This is a genomic window from Parvularcula sp. IMCC14364 (assembly GCF_030758415.1).
Classification (GTDB): Bacteria; Pseudomonadota; Alphaproteobacteria; order Caulobacterales; family Parvularculaceae; genus Aquisalinus.
On the sequence record NZ_CP132334.1, the window covers coordinates 346,884 to 365,538 of the forward strand.

At 58.6% G+C, this 18,655-nt stretch carries 18 protein-coding genes; 16 read left to right on the forward strand and 2 right to left on the reverse strand.

The window, feature by feature from the left end:
- Positions 1-8: 8 nt before the first annotated feature.
- From flgC to RAL90_RS01690, 8 genes are all read left to right on the forward strand, one after another.
- Positions 9-401, forward strand: a complete 393-nt coding sequence (gene flgC / locus RAL90_RS01655; protein ID WP_306252795.1) for a flagellar basal body rod protein FlgC — start codon at positions 9-11, stop codon at positions 399-401.
- Positions 402-415: 14 nt separating this feature from the next.
- A complete protein-coding gene (locus RAL90_RS01660) occupies positions 416-733 on the forward strand; it encodes a flagellar hook-basal body complex protein FliE (protein WP_306252796.1) in 318 nt (105 codons plus the stop codon).
- Between the two features lie 10 nt (positions 734-743).
- The gene (locus RAL90_RS01665) at positions 744-1,007 is read left to right on the forward strand and encodes a flagellar biosynthetic protein FliQ (protein ID WP_306252797.1); all 264 of its coding nucleotides are present in this window, start codon (positions 744-746) and stop codon (positions 1,005-1,007) included.
- A gap of 24 nt (positions 1,008-1,031) precedes the next feature.
- Entirely contained in the window at positions 1,032-3,116 is a 2,085-nt protein-coding gene (flhA, locus tag RAL90_RS01670; protein ID WP_306252798.1) for a flagellar biosynthesis protein FlhA, read from the forward strand.
- A gap of 12 nt (positions 3,117-3,128) precedes the next feature.
- Positions 3,129-3,911: a flagellar biosynthetic protein FliR gene (locus tag RAL90_RS01675; RefSeq protein WP_306252799.1), complete on the forward strand. Its 783-nt coding sequence runs from the start codon at positions 3,129-3,131 to the stop codon at positions 3,909-3,911.
- Positions 3,912-3,914: 3 nt separating this feature from the next.
- Positions 3,915-4,997: a flagellar type III secretion system protein FlhB gene (gene flhB / locus RAL90_RS01680; protein ID WP_306252800.1), complete on the forward strand. Its 1,083-nt coding sequence runs from the start codon at positions 3,915-3,917 to the stop codon at positions 4,995-4,997.
- 1 nt (position 4,998) lies between these two features.
- Complete coding sequence (locus RAL90_RS01685) at positions 4,999-5,409, forward strand: hypothetical protein (RefSeq protein WP_306252801.1); 411 nt, start codon at positions 4,999-5,001, stop codon at positions 5,407-5,409.
- Positions 5,410-5,561: 152 nt separating this feature from the next.
- Complete coding sequence (locus tag RAL90_RS01690; RefSeq protein WP_306252802.1) at positions 5,562-6,707, forward strand: HAMP domain-containing sensor histidine kinase; 1,146 nt, start codon at positions 5,562-5,564, stop codon at positions 6,705-6,707.
- Positions 6,708-6,859: 152 nt separating this feature from the next.
- Here the strand turns inward: RAL90_RS01690 and RAL90_RS01695 are convergent, their stop codons facing one another.
- Positions 6,860-7,933 (reverse strand): GGDEF domain-containing protein, encoded by a 1,074-nt coding sequence (locus RAL90_RS01695; protein WP_306252803.1) that lies wholly within the window; start codon positions 7,931-7,933, stop codon positions 6,860-6,862.
- Between the two features lie 162 nt (positions 7,934-8,095).
- Between RAL90_RS01695 and RAL90_RS01700 the strand changes: the two genes are divergently transcribed.
- Genes RAL90_RS01700 through RAL90_RS01710 form a run of 3 tightly spaced genes read left to right on the forward strand, consistent with a single transcriptional unit; the run spans position 8,096 to position 9,719 of the window.
- On the forward strand, positions 8,096-8,317 hold the full coding sequence (locus RAL90_RS01700) for a DUF2093 domain-containing protein (protein ID WP_306252804.1): 222 nt from the start codon (positions 8,096-8,098) through the stop codon (positions 8,315-8,317).
- A 14-nt stretch (positions 8,318-8,331) separates the two neighbouring features.
- A complete protein-coding gene (locus tag RAL90_RS01705) occupies positions 8,332-9,375 on the forward strand; it encodes a M23 family metallopeptidase (RefSeq protein WP_306252805.1) in 1,044 nt (347 codons plus the stop codon).
- Positions 9,376-9,380: 5 nt separating this feature from the next.
- Positions 9,381-9,719, forward strand: coding sequence for a Kazal-type serine protease inhibitor family protein (locus tag RAL90_RS01710; RefSeq protein WP_306252806.1), 339 nt, complete (start codon positions 9,381-9,383; stop codon positions 9,717-9,719).
- A 34-nt stretch (positions 9,720-9,753) separates the two neighbouring features.
- Here the strand turns inward: RAL90_RS01710 and RAL90_RS01715 are convergent, their stop codons facing one another.
- Positions 9,754-11,592 (reverse strand): ABC transporter ATP-binding protein, encoded by a 1,839-nt coding sequence (locus RAL90_RS01715; protein ID WP_306252807.1) that lies wholly within the window; start codon positions 11,590-11,592, stop codon positions 9,754-9,756.
- A 490-nt stretch (positions 11,593-12,082) separates the two neighbouring features.
- Here RAL90_RS01715 and RAL90_RS01720 point away from each other — a divergent pair, with 490 nt between their 5' ends.
- From RAL90_RS01720 to RAL90_RS01740, 5 genes are all read left to right on the forward strand, one after another.
- Positions 12,083-13,888 carry a TIR domain-containing protein gene (locus RAL90_RS01720; protein ID WP_306252808.1) on the forward strand — a complete coding sequence of 602 codons (1,806 nt, stop codon included), beginning with the start codon at positions 12,083-12,085 and terminating at the stop codon, positions 13,886-13,888.
- Positions 13,889-14,348: 460 nt separating this feature from the next.
- A complete protein-coding gene (locus tag RAL90_RS01725) occupies positions 14,349-15,101 on the forward strand; it encodes a lysophospholipid acyltransferase family protein (protein ID WP_306252809.1) in 753 nt (250 codons plus the stop codon).
- Positions 15,098-16,408: a 3-deoxy-D-manno-octulosonic acid transferase gene (locus RAL90_RS01730; protein WP_306252810.1), complete on the forward strand. Its 1,311-nt coding sequence runs from the start codon at positions 15,098-15,100 to the stop codon at positions 16,406-16,408. The genes RAL90_RS01725 and RAL90_RS01730 overlap by 4 nt, the downstream gene beginning before the upstream one ends.
- On the forward strand, positions 16,405-17,391 hold the full coding sequence (lpxK, locus tag RAL90_RS01735; protein ID WP_306252811.1) for a tetraacyldisaccharide 4'-kinase: 987 nt from the start codon (positions 16,405-16,407) through the stop codon (positions 17,389-17,391). Before RAL90_RS01730 ends, lpxK begins: the two co-directional genes overlap by 4 nt.
- On the forward strand, positions 17,392-18,381 hold the full coding sequence (locus tag RAL90_RS01740; protein WP_306252812.1) for a lysophospholipid acyltransferase family protein: 990 nt from the start codon (positions 17,392-17,394) through the stop codon (positions 18,379-18,381).
- Positions 18,382-18,655 lie beyond the last annotated feature (274 nt).

Consider the following 18,655-nt stretch of genomic DNA (forward strand, 5'->3'; position numbering starts at 1 on the left):
GATAACAGATGAACCCGCTCTCCAAGGCAATGTCAGCCGCGTCAAGCGGCATGGACGCCCAGGCATATCGCCTGCAGGTCGTCAGTGAGAATATCTCCAACGCAGACACGCCCGGCTATCAGCGCAAGATGTTGTCCTTCCAGTCCATTGTGGACGGGATCACCAAGACCGGTGAAGTCGAGGTCGGACAGATCAGTCTTGATACGCGCGAGGGTGAGAGAGAATTCGATCCCGGTCATCCCCTGGCGGATGATCAGGGTTATGTGACATTTTCAAATGTCACGATGATGACGGAATTGGCGGATGCACGGGAGGCGGGACGCAGTTACGAAGCCAACCTTGCGACGTTCAAACAGGCAAGAGAGATGTATGGCAGTCTGATTGATCTGTTACGCCGTTAATAGGAGGAGCCTATATGGAACCGGCATCACTGGCCGCGCTGAAAAATTACGCAGCGGCCCGGCAGGCATTGTCCCCAGACAATGCTGCCAAAGCACCTGACAAAAGCACGACCGAAACTGGCGGCGCTGAAAGCGTTGCCAAGGCGGCCAGCGAATTTGCGGAAGTCTTCAACAATGCTGAAGAAACCGCGAAGGCCCTCAGTGTGGGCGCAGCTGACCCGCATTCTGTAGTGGAAGCACTGGCAACGGCTGAAGTGGCGCTGGAAACAGCGGTGACAGTCCGGGACAAGGTGATTGAGGCGTATCAGGAACTCCTGAGAATGCCTGTCTGAGGCTGGTGAAATGACCGAAACTGAAGTCCTCAGCATATTGCGGGAATTCCTCTGGGCCGCAGCCCTCATCTCTGCGCCGCTTCTGGGCACGGCCCTGTTTATCGGTATCGTGGTGGGCCTGTTGCAGGCCTTGACCTCGATTCAGGAAATGACTCTCACTTTCGTGCCCAAGATTGCCGTGATGCTGATCGTTTTCTTCCTCTCATCCGGCTATATGGCGCGGGTCTGTCTCAGCCTGTTCAATGAACAGGTTTTGCCTGTTATCGCGCAATGATGCGACACCCTGGAGTGCTGGCGGATGCCTGAATTCAAGATGAGTTCTCTCTATCAGCCGACGGTGCTGCTGGCACTGGCGCTGATGGTCATCATTGCCATGATGATTCTGCCTGTCCCGGCGATTGTGCTGGATATGGGGCTGATGATTTCGTTCGCCTTTGCAATCCTGATTTTCACGATCACGCTTTTCATCGAAAAACCGCTGGACTTCTCCTCCTTCCCCAGTGTGCTGCTGGCATCTTTGTTGTTGCGCCTCTCCCTGAACATCTCATCGACCAAGCTGATTATCGGTGAGGGGCATACGGGGTCTGGCGCCGCGGGCGGTGTGATCGAAGGTATTGCCATGTTTATCATGGGCGGCAATATCTGGCTTGGCCTGATTGTTTTCAGTGTTCTGATTATTGTCAACTTCCTTGTCATCACGCGCGGTGCAGGCCGGATGGCTGAAGTTGGCGCACGTTTCGCTCTTGATGCGATGCCGGGCAAACAGCTTGCCATTGACTCAGATGTGGCCGCTGGCGCGATCAGCCATGAAGAAGCGCGCCGTCGCCGGGATCAGGAGCAGGAAGAAACATCCTTCCTCGGCTCCCTTGATGGTGTTTCAAAATTCGTCAAGGGTGACGCGGTTGCGGGCCTGTTGATTACCCTGCTCAATCTCATCGCGGGCATGGCCATCGGCCTTGGCGTCCACAACCTGACCTTCGCAGAAGCCGCCCAGAACTATTCCATTCTGACCGTGGGCGATGGTCTCGTTTCACAGATTCCCGCCGTGATCATTTCTGTTTCTGCCGCCCTGCTGCTGTCAAAAGGACGCGGCGAGGGCGCTGTCGATCTGGCGCTGGTGCAGCAGCTTGGCAAACATCCGTCTGCCCTGGCGACCGTTGCGACGATACTGGCTGTGTTTGCCCTGTTCCCCGGCCTGCCATTGTTGCCCTTTCTGCTTGGGTCGGGGGTGATGGGCTGGCTGGCCTGGCGATCGTGGCAATTCAAGAAAGAGGAAGCGGCGAAGGCGGAGCGTCTGGCGCAGCCGGTAGAAGAAGCAGATGCCAAGCCCGTTATTGGTGACCTTCTCGATGTGGATGAAATCCATATCGAACTCTCCAAGGAACTGGTGCCCATCGCCATGGACCCGGAAATCGGCTTCGATCAGCGTATTGAGAAAATCCGCAAATTCATTGCCCAGGAATACGGCTTTGTGGTCCCCGCCATTCGCCTCACCGACACGACGGTCATGCCCACGGAGACTTACCGCATTAAAATTCAGGGAGCGGAAATCGCCCGCAGCAAGCTCAAACCCGGTCATGTGCTGGCCCTCATGGAAGAAAATGCCCACCCGGAAATTCCTGGCGAGAAAGTCCGGGAGCCGGTGTATGGTGCCTCAGCCCGCTGGGTTGGCAAGGCGCATCAGGATGAACTGATGATGCACGGCCTGCCCACCATTGAAGCACCGGAGGTGATGGCCACCCATGTCATGGAAACCATTCAGGCCAATTTTCCCAAACTGATGACCCGGCGTGCCTTGCGCGACATTCTGGAAGCCTTCACCTGCCTGACCAATGAGGAGCGGGGCGCGTCCAACAAGCGTATCATGGATGAATTCATCCCCGAAAAAGTGCCGCTGGAACTGTTGCAGTCCGTGTTGCGCGCCTTGCTGGAAGAGCGGGTCTCGATCAGGAACCTGCCGGTCATTCTGGAAACTGTTGCCGAGGTCAAAGGCACGTTGTCGTCTACAGAGCAGATTGCAGAATATGTGCGCCAGCGCCTCAGTTATCAGTTTGTGCACAAACTGCGCGATGACAAGGGGAAACTGCCCCTTGTGCAGCTCGGGCCGGAATGGGAGCAGCTTTTCAGCCAGCATGAGCGCGTGAGTGAAGGCGGGCAGGCCGATATTGCCCTGCCACCCAAAGAATTCAACCGCCTTGCCTCTTCCATACAGGACAAGCTGAATACGGCGGCAGCACGTGGTGTCTATGCGGCGATCGCCTCAAGCGCCAGACGGCGGCGTTTTCTCAAGACGGTGCTCTCCGCCAAGGGCATCCGCAATCCGGTAATTTCCTATGAGGAAATTGCTTCAAACGAACAGCCGTCCATCGTCGGCGTAGCCTAAAGGGGTGGGGGCATGGATATTTTCCAGTCTCTGGCACAGGTCATTGCCCCGTTTGAACCATATCTGTTTGCCGTCGCTGCCATGTTCGTGCGCCTGTCGATGCTCGCCTTTCTGTTGCCGGGTCTGGGGGAGGGCACTATCCCTGTCCGGATGCGGATCATCGTTGCCCTTGTCATCACATGGCTGTTGGTTCCCTTCATGGTCGATGATTTCCCGGCAACCACCGGCAGCGTTTCCGCTCTCGTCTCACTGATGTTCATTGAAGCCATTTACGGCTTTGTCCTGGGTTTCTCGCTCAGATTGATGGTCTTTGTCCTGCAGATCGCCGGGACGATCATTGCGCAGGCGATGTCCCTGTCGCAGATTTTCGGGAATATCCTGACGGAAGAGCCAAACCCGACCGTCTCGCTGTTGCTGATGGTTGCCGGCACCACAATCCTGCTGACACTGGATTTCCATGTCGAGGCGATCCGCCTTCTTCTGGTATCCTATGAGACATTCCCCATGGGCACGTATCCGGACCTTGAGCAACTGGCCTATTGGGCATCGGGCAAGGCGGCCTATGCGTTTGAGTTTGCCCTCTCCCTGTCACTGCCGTTCGTGGTGCTCAACTTCATCTACAATGTGGTGCTGGGCGTGGTGAACCGCGCCATGCCGCAGCTCATGGTTTCTTTCGTCGGCTTGCCTGCCATCACCGGCGCAAGTCTTGTGCTTCTGGCAATTTCTGTCGCTGCCATGCTGATGGCCTGGGTCACCAGCTTCAATATGGTCTTCAGCGAGTTCGGGGTGGGGTAGGCCATGTCCGAAGACCAGCAGAATGATGGCCAGGAAAAGTCGTTTGATGCCTCGGAAACGAAAATCCGCAAGGCACGCGAACAGGGGAATGTCCCGCAATCGCGCGAACTGACCACCACACTCCTTTATATCGGTATGCTCGTTGCGATCTCCCTTGCTGGCGGCCCGGCGATTATCGGCACGGCCGAGCAGTTGGGCATCATGCTGTCCCGGCCGGAAGAACTGTCAGAGTCCTTCCTTTTCAGCAGTGATCGACGCCTGTTGGGGGAGACGATGATGGGCATCAGTCTTGCCATCCTGCCAATGATCCTGATTCCCGCCGCCTTTGTGCTCGTTGCGCTCATCTCGCAACAGGCGATTGTCTTTGCGCCATCCAAGATCAAACCCAAGCCGTCAAAAATATCGCTGATTTCCAATGCAAAACAGAAATACGGCCCTGACGGCCTGATGGAGTTTGCCAAGAGTTTCGCCAAGATGATGGCGATTACAGTGATCGCCGGGATTTTCCTCTGGCAGCAATATTACGAGTTGCCGCAGCTCAGCCTTCTGCCAGAAACAGTGCTGCCAAATGAAATGCGCTCACGGACAGTCACCTTGCTGATTTTCGTCACCCTCATGTCTGCGGCCATTACGGCGATAGACCTGCCCTGGGTGCGCTTCTCCCATGCCAAGAAACTGCGCATGACGTTGCAGGAGATGCGCCAGGAGAATAAGGAAAACGAAGGTGATCCGCACCAGAAGCAATCGCGCCGTCGCCGGGCCGAAGCGCTGGCGACCAACACCATGCTCAATGATGTGGCCAAGGCTGATGTCATCATCACCAACCCGGAACACTATTCGATTGCCCTGAAATGGGATCGCGCAGAAGGGCAGGTGCCCATCTGTGTGGCCAAGGGGGTCGACGAACTGGCCTTCCGCATCCGGGAGCGGGCTGCCATTGCCGATATACCGATCCGCCCAGACCCGCCATGCGCCCGCTCGCTCTATGCTACGGTGGAAGTGGGCGATCCGATCCGGCCGGAGCATTATGCAGCCGTCGCGGCGGCGATCCATTTCGCCGACGAACTGCGCAAGCGGAGCTGGTAGGATGGCGCTCGATTTTGAGAAAATCGCCCGGCTGGTCGATCTGCAATATCAGCAGAAGGAGCAGTCCCTGCAACGTATCCGGCAGGATCAGCAGCGCCTGCGCGATCAGGCGGATACGTGTGAAAAAGAAGCGCTGGATACGCTGCCAGGGGAAAGCCTGCAGGATGCCCTTGCCCTTGAAAAATGGCTTTGTGCGCAGCGGGCGAAGGCTGCGCAGCTGCGACAGCAGGCAGCCTCGCTGGACCAGATTGTCGCGGAGTTGCAACAGGCGCTGCGCAAGGACCTCAAGCGCGTGACCGGCCTTGAGATGATGCGCGCCCACGCGCAACGACAGGCAGCCCTGCAGGAGGCGGAAAAGCAGGATGATGAACTGCTGGCGATCGCCGCGTTAAAGGATCGCTCTTCGGCCTGACGTTTTCTTGGTTGCAACCTTTGGGTTAGCAACCGTTTACCATAATGGCCGCAAACCCAACGGCAACAGCCCTGTCCGTTAATTTTTTGCCTTTGTAACAATTCGTTAAATCGAATTTGCAACTATGGGTCGTATTAAAGAGGAGAGACGCGTTGACCGCCGGGGGAAAACCGCAGCTGGTAGTCATCATTGCCCATCATGAATGGCTCAGAGCACGCCTTGCATCCGTTTTTCAGGAAGCGGACCCGTCGCGCTATGCCCATGAGGTCTATCCCACGTTTGACGCCTTCCTGGATACCGGCTGCCCAGCAGACGTAGACAGTTTCATCATCGACGATGACGTTTCCTTGCATCAATGCGTTTCATCCCACAGGAAAATTACCGGGCGTTTGTTGCCTGTCATCAGGATCACCGACCCAGAGACACCCGAAGCAGCGCGCTGCACGGAAAAACTGCCAATGTCGGAAGTTTTTGGCAGCAAGCAGGTGCGCGCTGATCTGTTGTTCACCACACTGAAATATCTCAATGAGGTCAACACGGTCATTCACGAAATGGGTAATCTCCAGTCTGCCATTGAATTGGCAGACAAGACCAATACGCGATTTTTCCAGTATATGAGCCATGAACTGTCCAGCCCCCTTCAGGCGGCAAAGACGCTTCAGGCCAATATCGCGCTCCTGGACGACATTGACGAAATCAAGTCCAATGCCCGTATCTCGACCATTGCCATCACCCATGTGCTGGATGCCATCAACAATATTTCCGAATATGTCCGGGTCAGCAAGAACCAGCTCTCCCTGCAACAGGAAATATTCGATGTCGGATCCGTGCTGGAAGAGCTTGTCTGCCTGTTCCGCGAACACGCAGCGCATAAGGGGCTGGAGCTTGTCCTGGCCCTGCCATCTGCGCTTGACTGTCAGTATAAGGGCGACAAGTTGCGCCTGCGTCAGGTGCTGGTCAATCTCATCAAGAATGCCATCAAGTTTACCGAGGAGGGGCAGATCACCCTCAGCGCCTGTCGGCATGGCGACACCTTGCGCATCAGCGTTGAAGACACCGGCATTGGCATGGCGCCGGAGCTGGTCGCCGATATTCTTGGCCGGAACGGTTATACGCCGGGGGCGGATTTTGACGGCGGTCTCGGCATCGGCCTGATGCTCAGTCGCGAGTTTCTGGCCTCCGCCGGCGGACACCTGGATGTGGAAAGCGCTCCAGGCAAAGGCTCCCGCTTCACGGCCGTTCTGCCAAACGAGTTTTATGTACAGCACCCGGAACAACCCTTACGCGCCACCGGTTGACCTCGAGCAATTTTCCAATTCATCCCGGGCGCAAAAAAAGAGAGCGCCGCGCGCCAGTCTCTGCCCGGATGCCGGATATTAAAAAGCTGCCCGTCGCGCATCAGGCTACGGGCAGCATTTTTAATCTGTACAGGTCAGGTGGTGGTCTGGCTTCAGGCCGCTTCTGACTTGCGTGAATCCATCTCGATGCGGTTACGGCCATTATTCTTGGCGTCATAGAGTTTTGCATCAGCGCGCTGGATCAGCGTTTCTGCTTCAAAGCCATCCTGCAACATGCTCATGCCGAAAGATGACGTCACCTTGCCGACGCATTGCCCGGTGCTCTTGATGACCAGCTTGGAAGACTCAAGGTCCTTGCGGATCTTCTCCACCAGATGGAACGCAGACTGCATATTCGTCTGTGGCAGGATCAGCGCAAATTCTTCCCCGCCATAACGCGCAGCAATGTCGCGTCCTTTGACGTTATTGGAAATCAGGGAGGCGAATGTCTGCAGGATACCGTCACCAACCTGGTGACCATAGGTGTCGTTGACACGCTTGAAATGATCGATGTCGGCCAGCACCAGTGTCAGGTCTGTGCCGTTCTCGCGGGCCGTCGCGATTTCGCGGGCAAGACTGATATCGAAACTGCGGCGATTGGCCAGTTTGGTCAGGCCATCGCGCATGCTTTCGTCGCGGGCCTTGGCCAACTGGGCATTCAGTTCATGAATCTGTGACTGGGATTTCTGCAACCCTGAATTCAGGGTTTCCGTCATCTCTCTCATTTCCTGGTTCTGGGCGATCAGGGACGTGACAATTTCAGCAATCTTGTCCGGAGAGACTGCATCAGGCAGTTGCTCCTGTGCAGCATCTAGTGAGCTGCAATAGCTGTCGCTGCTGCTCATGCCCTGCTGCACCAGCCGCATGACGCTGACCATCTCTTTTTCAAAATCATTGCCGATTTTTTCGCTTTGGCGCTTTTCCGCTTCGTCAGCGGAAAGGAATTTATCGTGCAGCTGGTTGATGTCATAAACACTCAGACTGCCCGTCTTTTCGAGTGTTTCATCAACCGTGCGGACCATGTCTTCATCAGAACGCGCGGCATAGCTGTACCAGAAAGCATAAGTGCTTGGATAAGCTGGCGTCTGGTGTTCTTCGATATAGGTGAAGGCTTTTTCAGCGATTTCAGACGCCTTTTTGTACTCTTTGGTCGCCTTGCTGTTCTGTTTCTGGTTTTCTTCTGTCATGTTCTGCACCTGAACCGTTAGGAGGGAGGATTGCAGACTTTCTACGACGATTAGGTGGTAAAACCGTTAATCGCGCAGAAATTGCGGCATTTTCGCCTCCTCTGACAGCAACGTAACCCGCAGATACTCGCTTTTTCACACAAGCGGCGCTAGGATATGGGCATGAACCCGTTAGACTCATTTGGCAGCGGCAAGGCTGTCCTGGAATATCTTGATGGTGAATTTGCCATCATTGAACATGGCAGTTTTGTCCTCTGCGCCGTCACCGGCAAGCAGATTCCGCTGGAATCCCTGCGCTACTGGAGCGTGGACCGGCAGGAAGCCTATCTGAACGCACATATTGCTGCAGAAGCCATGTATGCCGATGGCAAACTGAAAAGCTGAGAGAAGGAAAACGCATGTCCTTTATACGCATGTTCCCTGAACAAATATCCGCTCGTCGTCATGCCTTGCTGCTGGCTGCAGCCTTCTCCGCTCTGGCGCTGGCTGGCACACCCGCCGCTGCGACACCGGGAGAAGAGGCCAAGGTCACCAGTTCGGCCGCCAGCATGAAAGACCTGATGCGCGAGGCTGGCCTTGCCAGTTCCACACAGGCGCTGGGCTCTGCCTCCCTGTCCATGGAGATGAAAGTCGCCCAGCTCGACACCAGTGAGATCCGGCCCGATGGCGGCATCACGCCGCCCACCTTGGCAGGTGATTTTGCGCAGGGCGGCCTGATCATTGGTCAGACACAGCCCGGCTCAACGGTGATGCTGGATGACATGACCCTGGATGTGGACGGTGAGGGCCGCTTTATTTTCGGCTTCAACCGGGACCATCCGGAGACGGCCATTTTGCGTATCACGTATGCTGATGGTACTATTCTGGCGCCGCAAACCCTGAACATTGAACCGCGCGAGTTCAAGATCGAGCGCATAGACGGCCTGCCGGACAACAAGGTGAACGCGTTCACCCCGGAGGAAGAGCAGAAGATTGTCCGTGGTATCGAATTGAAAAAATCCGCCCGCGCCAACATGCAGAAACAGGCTGACTGGACCAGTGGGTTTGACTGGCCGGTCAAAGGCCGTATCAGCGGCGTCTTCGGCTCGCAGCGCATTCTCAACGGGGTGCCCCGGCGCTTCCATTCCGGTGTGGATGTTGCCGCGCCCACCGGCACGGATCTGCGCGCGCCCGCAGATGGCATCATCACGCTGGCGGAAGATGACATGTATTTTGAGGGCGGACTTGTCTTTATCGACCATGGTCAGGGGCTGGAAAGTGCCCTGATGCATATGTCGCGTGTAGATGTGGAAGCCGGCCAGCGCGTCAGCAAGGGCGACATCATCGGCGCGATCGGGGCCACCGGCCGTGCCACCGGCCCGCATATGCACTGGAGCCTCAAATGGCGTGATCGTCTGCTGGATGCGCAGCTCGTGGTGCCTGATATGGCTGACGAAGGATAATCCGAATGCGCCGCATCTTTTTGCTGCTTTCGGTATTGCTGCTCTCATCTGCCTGTATGAGCGATCGTCACCGGGACGCCCTGAACAGTGACCGGCTTTCAGATACAGGCCAGTCCTGCGCAGGCATCGCCGGTCTGCAATGTGCTCAGAAGGGTGACTATTGCGCCATGCCGGTGGGCCAGTGCCGCGTCACGGATATGGCAGGCACTTGCACCGCGCGCCCACAATTCTGCACCCGGGAGTATCGCCCGGTCTGTGGCTGCGATGGCAAAACCTACAGCAACGCCTGCACTGCCGCATCAGCCGGGGTCAATATCGTCACCAACCGACCTTGCGCTGAATAACGTTGTGCTGAAGAACTGCTGCGCAGAGCCGCACTCACCCATCCGTAAATTGCAGGGCAGAGAGCCGTGCATAAATGCCGCCATTGGACAGGAGTTGTTCGTGGTTGCCCAGTTCGACAATCCGGCCCTTGTCCATCACGGCGATCATGTCCGCCTTGCGGATGGTGGACAGCCGGTGCGCGATGACAATGGTTGTTCTGCCGGCGGAAAGGCGTGCCAGCGCGTCCTGTACCTTGCGCTCTGATTCTGCATCCAGCGCCGATGTTGCCTCATCCAGCAGCAGGATCGGCGCGTCCTTCAGGAAAGCACGGGCAAGGGCAATGCGCTGGCGCTGCCCGCCGGAAAGGTTGTTGCCCGCATCGCCAACCCGCGTTTCATAGCCCTTTTCAAGCTCGCGAATGAACTCATCAGCGGCGGCGGCATTGGCCGCTTCAATCACATCTTCAGCACGCGCCCCTTCCTGCCCGAACAGGATATTGTTGCTGATCGTATCATCAAACAGGATCGCTTCCTGTGTCACCAGGGCAATCTGGTCGCGCAGGGAAGAAAGCGTCAGTTCCCGGATATTCTGGCCATTGACCAGAATGTCACCGCTTGTGCAGTCGTAAAGGCGCGGCAGCAGGTTGAACACGGTGGATTTGCCAGCGCCTGACTCGCCCACCAGGGCGACAGTCTGGCCCGCTTCAATATCAAGCGTGAAGTCACGCAGCGCCTGTTCGCTCCCGCCATAGGAGAATGAGACCTGCCGGAAGGAGACGGGCAGGGCCTTCTGACCGGCCTCAACGCGAACCGGCCTGGCATCCGCCGCCTGCGTAATCTCCGGCTGCCGGTCAATCACCCAGAAAATCCGCTCCAGGGCAGCAAAGCCTTCCTGCAGCACAGCGTTGATGGTGCCAAGGCCGCGTGCGGGGGCCGAAAGAAGCGTCAGGGTAATGATGAAGGCAATCAGGCTTTCTGTTTCCAGGTGCCCGGTCGAAATGCGCCAGGCCGCAATGCCGACAATAAAGGCCACCGCGACAGAGCCGATCAGCGTAATCAGCGGCTCATTGGCCGCGCGCGTGCGCACGACCTTCAGCAGCAACTGCCGCCGTTCATCAAAGGACTCATCTGCGCGCTTTTGCTCATAATCTTCCAGCCGATAGGTCTTGACCATCTGTGCACTGCGCATACTCTCGGTCAACTGGCTGGTCATGTCGCCAATCTGGTCCTGCACCTTTGCCGCAAACCGCCGCAGATATTTGCCCAGCCACGTCACCGGCAGGCCGACAGTGGGGTAAATCAGCAGCACAACCAGAAACAGCACCCAGTCGGTATAGATCATCACCCCGCAATAGGTCAGCAAAAGCAGAATATCGCGCACCGAATTGGGCGCCCGGGTCAGGCTTTCGCGCAGGATTGTCGTGTCATTGGTAAAGCGCGAGACAAGCTGCCCGGCCCCGTCCTCCCGGGTCTGGGCAAAATCATAGGTCAGGAAGTTCTGGAACATGGCCTTCTGCAAATCGCGCAGGGTGCCGACCGCCGCTGTCTGGCTCATGATGGCATAAAGATAGGAGGTCGCCGCCATGGCAATCCCCACAGCAAGCATCGCCACCGGCCCCAAAATCATGACCTGGCGCAGGGCCGAGGGGGTGCCATCCGTCTCTCCGGCCCCGGCATCCCCAACTCCGGCGTCAGCGGCCCGGCCGCTGGTGAACCCGGCAAAAATCCATTCGGTCAGCAGCGGGAAAGCCGCGCTGGCCGCCGCAAGCAATATCATGAAGCCGAACGCGGCCAGCAATTGCGGCGTATAGGCGGACATATAGTCCCGCCAGAGCCGTCTTGCGAGGCCGGGCTGGCGCACTTCCTGCGGGTTGTCGTTTGCGCTGTTGAGCACTGTCTTTCTACCTGTGTCTGCCAAAGAACCAGCCGCACCATGTGCCGCCCCGCGGGCAAATGCAAACCATGCAGATACTGCCCGACAGGCCAGGGGGAAAGGGAGGGGGAAAGCCGGGGGGAAGGGGAGACTTATCCACCCCCGGCTGTGGATAAAATGTGGATAGCCAGTGGATGCTGTGTGGGTTGTATGTGGATGGCGTGTGGATCGCGTGCGGACGTTTCGCCCCCAGCGCCCCCCGCCAGAGACTATTCAGCGACGATGAAGGCTGACGATAAACCCGACGATGAATAAAGGGCCCGGCAGCTGGTCAGGAATACGGGCATGGACGGTCGTTGAGGAACGGCACATTGAACGGGTATGCTTGGCCCTAATGCGACATTAGGTTTGCTCCCTGAATGACCCTTTAGGCCAAGCAGGCGACATTCAGTTTGATTCTGGCACCTGATACGATAACCTGCCCTTGCAGACTTTTGGGGGAAGGCGCATTATGTCGGACTATAAATATCGGGCTTTCATCAGCTATAGTCATGCGGATCAGAAATGGGGCCGCTGGCTCCATAAAGCCCTTGAAACCTTCAAAGTCCCCAAAGAATTGGTCGGTCAGGAAACCGCTGTTGGCGTCACCCCGAAACGCCTGGGCAAAGTCTTCCGGGATGATGATGAACTGGGGACCCATGCTGATTTGGGGGCCAAGATCACCGCGGCCTTGCAGGACAGTGATGTCCTCATCGTGGTATGTTCGCCCAATTCGGCAAAGTCCCAATGGGTGAACCAGGAAATCCATGATTTCAAGAAACTGGGTCGCCCCCACCGTGTCTTTGCGCTCATCGTCGAGGGCGAACCCCATGCGGCTGAGCCAGCAGAGGAATGTTTCCCAAACGCTCTTAAATATACCCTTGCGGAAGACGGGACGCTCTCTGACGAACCGGCCGAACCGCTGCCCACCGATGTCCGGAAGTTTGGCAAGGAAGACAGTCTCCTGCGTCTCGTCAGTGGTTTGTTAGATGTCGATTATGATGTCCTCAAAAACCGAGAGCGGATCAGGGTCCGACAACAGGCGCGGCGGGCGCGGGCGCTGTTCTCTGGCGGTGCACTGTTGTTCGCCATCGGGGCCATCGCAACCGTTCTGGCGACGGTGCAGAGCAAAAGCGTCGTTGACGCCCGATCCCTCCTTTTCGCGGAGAAGGCGACGCAGCTCTCCGACAATTTCCGCTACGACGCAGCCATGCTTTGGGCCCTGGGCGGATTGGCGGCGCCCACAAATCTCATCAAATCCGATGATACCCAGGCGATGGCGCAGTTTCGACGGGCCTTTCGGCGAAATCTGGTGCTGGAGGGCCACGGGAACTGGGTTGTTCACGCGGCGTTCAGCCCCGACGGGACCCGGATTGTCACGGCTTCTAGGGATAACACAGCGCGGCTCTGGGATGCCGAGACGGGGGCGCTGATCACCCCGCTGGAGGGCCACGGGAACTGGGTTGTTCACGCGGCGTTCAGCCCGGACGGGACCCGGATTGTCACCGCCTCTCATGATAACACAGCGCGGCTCTGGGATGCCGAGACGGGGGCGCTGATCACCCCGCTGGAGGGCCACGGGAACTGGGTTGTTCACGCGGCGTTCAGCTCTGACGGGACCCGGATTGTCACCGCCTCTCATGATGACACCGCGCGGCTCTGGGATGCCGAGACGGGGGCGCTCATCACCCCGCTGGAGGGCCACGGGGCCCGAGTCGTTTACGCGGCGTTCAGTCCGGACGGGGCCCGGATTGTCACGGCTTCTAGGGATGACACCGCGCGGCTCTGGGATGCCGAGACGGGGGCGCTCATCATCCCGCTGGAGGGCCACGGGGGCGATGTCGTTCACGCGGCGTTCAGCTCTGACGGGACCCGGATTGTCACCGCCTCTGATGATGACACCGCGCGGCTCTGGGATGCCGAGACGGGGGCGCTCATCATCCCGCTGGAGGGCCACGGGGGCGATGTCGTTCACGCGGCGTTCAGCTTAGACGGGACCCGGATTGTCACCGCCTCTGATGATGACACCGCGCGGCTCTGGGATGCGATGGCAGGTCCCTACACCTGGAGCCGGGAAGATATGTTCCGGCTCGGCTGTGAGCGCAAAGAACTGAATGGGCGCCCGGAGTATACGGAGGTGTCGCCCATTCTCAGCGGATTGTCCGTCGACGGCACACCCTTGCGCGACCCTTGTGATCGCCACGGCTTAAAAAGCCCCAAATGGTGGCGCGTGAAGGCCGAGCAGGCGTGGCAGGGCGTTTCCCGGCTATGGGATTGAGGCCCGTGTTGCAAGGGTCTGTTTTCACCCTGCCAAAGAGCGGGCGGTCCAAGCACAACGTCTACAAACTGAATTTTAGCATTCCAGCACGTGGGAGCGCGCTTCAACCGGCTCGAAACTGGGGCAGATTCGCCGCTCGCAAATTCGGCTGAGATGACCGCTATTGGCGAGTATTTGCCAGTTATTCTCGCTAACTCTAATGTCCGATATTCGGAACTTCCTCACGGGCGGTCAACGTCCACTTCCCGGATCAAGCCGCTGTTCAGTCTTGATCCTTGACTGGCCGCCCGATCTTAAGTCTGGCCTTAAGCCTTGCCCCAAGCCCGACCTCTAGGCCCGGCCCACCGGCCCCCGGCCAAGCCCCGGCGCATATTCGTGCCCGTAACCGCATATCGGGCTTTGTCAGGGCGGCGGCAAGCGTCTATAAGCGGCCATTCCAGTTACATGTATCCCGTCCTTCATGGCCATAAAGTCTTCAAAACCCAACCCTTTCCTGGCCTGGTGCCTGGGCATCATCGTGCCGGCCTGGATCCGCCTGATCCGGCTGACCACGCGCTGGGAGGTGATCGGCGAAGAGAATTTCGAGCAGGCCCGCACCAGCGACAAGGGCATGATTGTGGTCTTCTGGCACAGTCGCATCCTGATGATGGTCGATCAGCGGCGTCTGTTCCCCAAGCGCTTCTGGTTCATGATTTCCGAACACCGGGATGGTGAGCTCATTGCCCGGGCGGTGAAGGGCTTTGACATTTCATTCGCCCGTGGCTCGGCCCGCAATCCGCGCAAAAAGGCCAAGAACAAGAGCGGCTCCAATGCCCTGCGCACGCTGCTAAAGGCCTTGCGCCGGGGCGAGGGGGTGGGCCTGACCCCCGATGGCCCGCGCGGCCCGCGCGAAAAGTGCCATGCCGGCATCGTCCAGTTGGCCAAACTCTCCGGCGTGCCGGTCTATCCGGCGGCCTATGCGGTCAAGCGGGCGCATTTCTTCTCCACCTGGGACAGGTTTCACCTGCCGCTGCCTTTCTCCCGCGGCTGTTATGTCTATGGTAAGCCCATTGACGTGACCGGCGATGAGGAAGAAGCCCGTCAGCAGATTGAACAGGCCCTGCGGGACGTGACCAGCACCGCTGACCGTCGCATGGGGCATCTGGTACCAGACCTGCAACAGGTGCAGGCAGCGCCGGGCGCAGAGGAGAGAAAGACCATATCCCCGTCATGACCAGCGAACGCAAATCACGGAACGCGCTGTCGCTGCGGACATACCGGGCGGCCTCCGGCATGATGGGGCCATTGGCAGACCTGACCCTGAAACACAGGCTGAAACACGGCAAGGAAGACCCGGACAGGGTCAATGAGCGTCGTGGCATCGCCACGATTGCCCGCCCGGATGGTCCGCTGGTCTGGATTCACGGGGCCAGTGTTGGCGAAAGCCTGTCGATCCTGCCGCTGGTCGCGCGCCTGTCTGTCCTGCGCCGGGATTTGCAGTTTCTCGTCACCTCCGGCACCGTCACCTCGGCTCGGTTGATGGCGACGCGCCTGCCGGACAACGCAACGCACCAGTTCTCCCCCCTCGATCACCCCGCCTATGTGCGGCGGTTCCTCGATCACTGGCAGCCGGATGCGGCGATGTTTGTGGAGTCTGAACTCTGGCCCAATCTCATTCAGATGACAGCCGCGCGCGACATTCCCATGGCGCTGGTCAATGGCCGCATCTCTCCCAAATCCTATAACAGCTGGAAGCAACGGCCTGACGCGATCCATGCGCTTTTGTCTGCCTTTCAGGTGCGCATGGCGCAGGACACGCCCAACAAGGAACGCCTGGCGGAGCTGAGCGACGGCGATGTTGCCATGTTCGGCAATCTCAAAATGGCGGCACCGGCCCTGCCGGTCACGCAGACGGACCTTTCGGCCCTCGAAGAACAGGTCAGGACACGCCCGCGCTGGCTCGCAGCCAGTACCCATCCCGGTGAGGAGGAATATGTGCTCGATGCCCATACACGGGTGTCGGAACGCTTCCCTGACCTGTTGACCATCATTGCGCCGCGCCATCCCGAGCGGGGCGAAGAAATTGCCGGCCTGATCCGCGCGCGCGGGCTGCGTGTGGCGCGCCGCGCCGCTGGCGAAGACATCACGGCTGACACGCAAGTCTATCTGGCCGACACGCTGGGCGAGCTCGGCCTGTTCTACCGGCTCAGCGATGTTGCCTTTGTTGGCGGCAGTATTGTCGAAACCGGCGGCCATAACCCGCTGGAGCCTGCCCGCCTGCGCTCGGCCATTCTATATGGTCCGTATACGTTTAACTTTACTGAAACCTATCGCGACATGCGCGCCTCTGGCGGCACGGCGCTGGTGCGCAATGAGCGGGACCTTGCCGCGGCGCTCGTCCGCTTGCTGACGGATGATATGACGCGCGACGCCATGGCGGACCGGGCCCGCAACTGGGCAGAAGATAATGCCGAGGAGGTACTCATCAACATTGTCGAGGCGCTCATGCCCGTTTTGCCAGCACCGCACGAGCCGGGATGATGACGCCGCCCAAATTCTGGCAGGAGCCCGATGGCGCCCGTCACCCGGCGGCACGCCTGCTCTGGCCTGTTGCCGCCCTCTATGGTTTCATTGGAGCACGGAAGATCAGCGCGGCCACGCCATACCGGGCCGCAGGGCCGGTCATCTGTGTCGGCAATGTCAGCATGGGCGGCGTCGGCAAGACGCCCTTTTCCCTGATGCTGGCAGAAACGCTGCAGGACCTGAACAGGCAACCGGCCTTTCTCACGCGGGGGTTCGGCGGCAGCCTGAGACAGCCAACCATGCTCGGCACACAACATACTGCCGCCCAAAGCGGCGATGAAGCGCAACTCCTGCGCCAACAGGGGCCGGTGGTCGTGGCCGCAGACAGGCCAGCAGGCGCGCGCCTGATCTTTGCACAGACCAGTGCTGACAGCCTTATCATGGATGATGGCTTCCAGAATCCCTCCCTGCACAAGGACCTCTCTTTTCTGCTGATCGATGCAGAAACAGGCTTCGGCAATGGTCAGGTGTTCCCGGCAGGCCCCTTGCGGGAAAAACCTGCCGCTGCACTCCGCCGCGCGCAGGCGGTGGTGTTCGTGCTGCCGGACCAGAGCGCCAGTGTGCCGGATGCGCTGGTCAGGCGCGCGGCAGGCAAGCCGGTTCTGCGCGCCTGGCTTGAGGCCGCGCCCGTCCATCCTCCCGGGCGCCGGGTCGTGGCCTTTTGCGGCATTGGCCGTCCGGAGAAATTCTATCGCACCGCCAGGTCTGCGGGCTATGACCTTGCCGCCACCCGGGATTTTCCGGACCATCACGCCTTTACACAGGCAGACCTTACCGCCTTGCGCGCGCTGGCGGGGCAACATCAGGCCACGCTCCTCACCACGCAGAAGGATCATGTCCGCCTGCCAACAGATCTGCAGGCAGAGGTCGAGACATTGCCCGTCCGGATGCAGGTTGATAAACAGGCTACCCTGACATCGCTTCTGGAGGATTTGTTCTGAATGGCTGAAACATCTGCCAGCTTCATCCATGACCCCCACGATCCTGCCCGCTGGGATGCGGGCGCGGACCTGCCGGAGCGCCGTGCCAATATGAAGGTGACCCTGGCGCACCGGTTTGAGGCAGGGCTCATGGAAATCATGTTCCGGCTTTTCCGGCTTCTGGGGGTGGACCGGGCATCCGGTTTCATGGGCGGTCTGTTGCGTCGCATCGGGCCGCTGTTCACAGGCGTCCAGAAGCGCGGCTTTGCCAATCTGCGCCTGGTTTATCCCCGGAACACGACCGCGCAGAACCGCGCGATCCTCAGTGAGGCATGGGAAAATCTTGGCCGCACAGTGGCCGAATATGCGCATCTGAAAGAGTTTGTGCCGTTCACGGAAGAGGCGCGGGTCACCGTTGAAAATGCTGAAATCCTCGAACAGATCCGCGACAGTGGCAAGCCCGTCATTTTCATGTCCGGCCACATCGCCAACTGGGAGGTGATGCCGATCACGCTTTATCGTGCCGGGTTGAAATGCGCCATCGTCTTCCGTTCAGCCAATAACCCGGTCATTGATGAGAAAATCATCAACCTGCGGGCGGATGTCATGTCCCGCCACCAGATCCCGAAGAACAAGCGCGGCAGCCGCCGTCTGCTCACTTCTCTGGGGGAGGGGTTGTCGGTCTGTATGCTGATAGACCAGAAATTGAACGAAGGCATCCCCGTGCCGTTTCTCGGGCATGATGCCATGACAGGCCTTGCCACGGCAAAGATGGCGTTGAAGTTCAATACCCCCGTGGTGCCGCTGTCCATCCGCCGCCATAAAGGCGAGGCCCGCTTTACGATCCGCGTGCACAAGCCGATCATGCCGCAGCCTACGGACAATGGAAAACAGGATACGGAACACCTGACACGCCTGACCAATGATGCCCTTAGTGACATCATCCACGACAATCCCGGCCAATGGCTCTGGTTCCACCGCCGCTGGCCAAAAGAAGCCACAAAAAGCTAGGCGGGCACCGCATCGAGTGCAAACTGACCGAGCGCTGACCCGCGCCGTCGTCCTGAACACGCATTGCGTCAGTAATGTGCAAGGCCAGGGGCCATAGCAGAAGCGCCGTTGAGAGCGGGAGGTTCTGTGAGGTCGGTCCCGAATAAGAACCATGTTCCAAAAAAGGCACCTGTTCAACAGTTCAACCCGATCCACGCACCAAAGAAATGATCAGCCAGAACCCGTTAGCTATTCCCGTCAAGGGCGTAGAATCGAATATTCGTTTTTAGCAATA

Excerpts from the sequence above, each read along its gene's own strand:
- flgC (WP_306252795.1), top strand. The coding sequence starts at position 9 with ATGAACCCGCTCTCCAAGGCAATGTCAGCCGCGTCAAGCGGCATGGAC.
- RAL90_RS01660 (WP_306252796.1), top strand. The coding sequence starts at position 416 with ATGGAACCGGCATCACTGGCCGCGCTGAAAAATTACGCAGCGGCCCGG.
- RAL90_RS01665 (WP_306252797.1), top strand. The coding sequence starts at position 744 with ATGACCGAAACTGAAGTCCTCAGCATATTGCGGGAATTCCTCTGGGCC.
- flhA (WP_306252798.1), top strand. The coding sequence starts at position 1,032 with ATGCCTGAATTCAAGATGAGTTCTCTCTATCAGCCGACGGTGCTGCTG.
- RAL90_RS01675 (WP_306252799.1), top strand. The coding sequence starts at position 3,129 with ATGGATATTTTCCAGTCTCTGGCACAGGTCATTGCCCCGTTTGAACCA.
- flhB (WP_306252800.1), top strand. The coding sequence starts at position 3,915 with ATGTCCGAAGACCAGCAGAATGATGGCCAGGAAAAGTCGTTTGATGCC.
- RAL90_RS01685 (WP_306252801.1), top strand. The coding sequence starts at position 4,999 with ATGGCGCTCGATTTTGAGAAAATCGCCCGGCTGGTCGATCTGCAATAT.
- RAL90_RS01695 (WP_306252803.1), bottom strand. The coding sequence starts at position 7,933 with ATGACAGAAGAAAACCAGAAACAGAACAGCAAGGCGACCAAAGAGTAC.
- RAL90_RS01700 (WP_306252804.1), top strand. The coding sequence starts at position 8,096 with ATGAACCCGTTAGACTCATTTGGCAGCGGCAAGGCTGTCCTGGAATAT.
- RAL90_RS01705 (WP_306252805.1), top strand. The coding sequence starts at position 8,332 with ATGTCCTTTATACGCATGTTCCCTGAACAAATATCCGCTCGTCGTCAT.
- RAL90_RS01710 (WP_306252806.1), top strand. The coding sequence starts at position 9,381 with ATGCGCCGCATCTTTTTGCTGCTTTCGGTATTGCTGCTCTCATCTGCC.
- RAL90_RS01720 (WP_306252808.1), top strand. The coding sequence starts at position 12,083 with ATGTCGGACTATAAATATCGGGCTTTCATCAGCTATAGTCATGCGGAT.
- RAL90_RS01725 (WP_306252809.1), top strand. The coding sequence starts at position 14,349 with ATGGCCATAAAGTCTTCAAAACCCAACCCTTTCCTGGCCTGGTGCCTG.
- RAL90_RS01730 (WP_306252810.1), top strand. The coding sequence starts at position 15,098 with ATGACCAGCGAACGCAAATCACGGAACGCGCTGTCGCTGCGGACATAC.
- lpxK (WP_306252811.1), top strand. The coding sequence starts at position 16,405 with ATGATGACGCCGCCCAAATTCTGGCAGGAGCCCGATGGCGCCCGTCAC.
- RAL90_RS01740 (WP_306252812.1), top strand. The coding sequence starts at position 17,392 with ATGGCTGAAACATCTGCCAGCTTCATCCATGACCCCCACGATCCTGCC.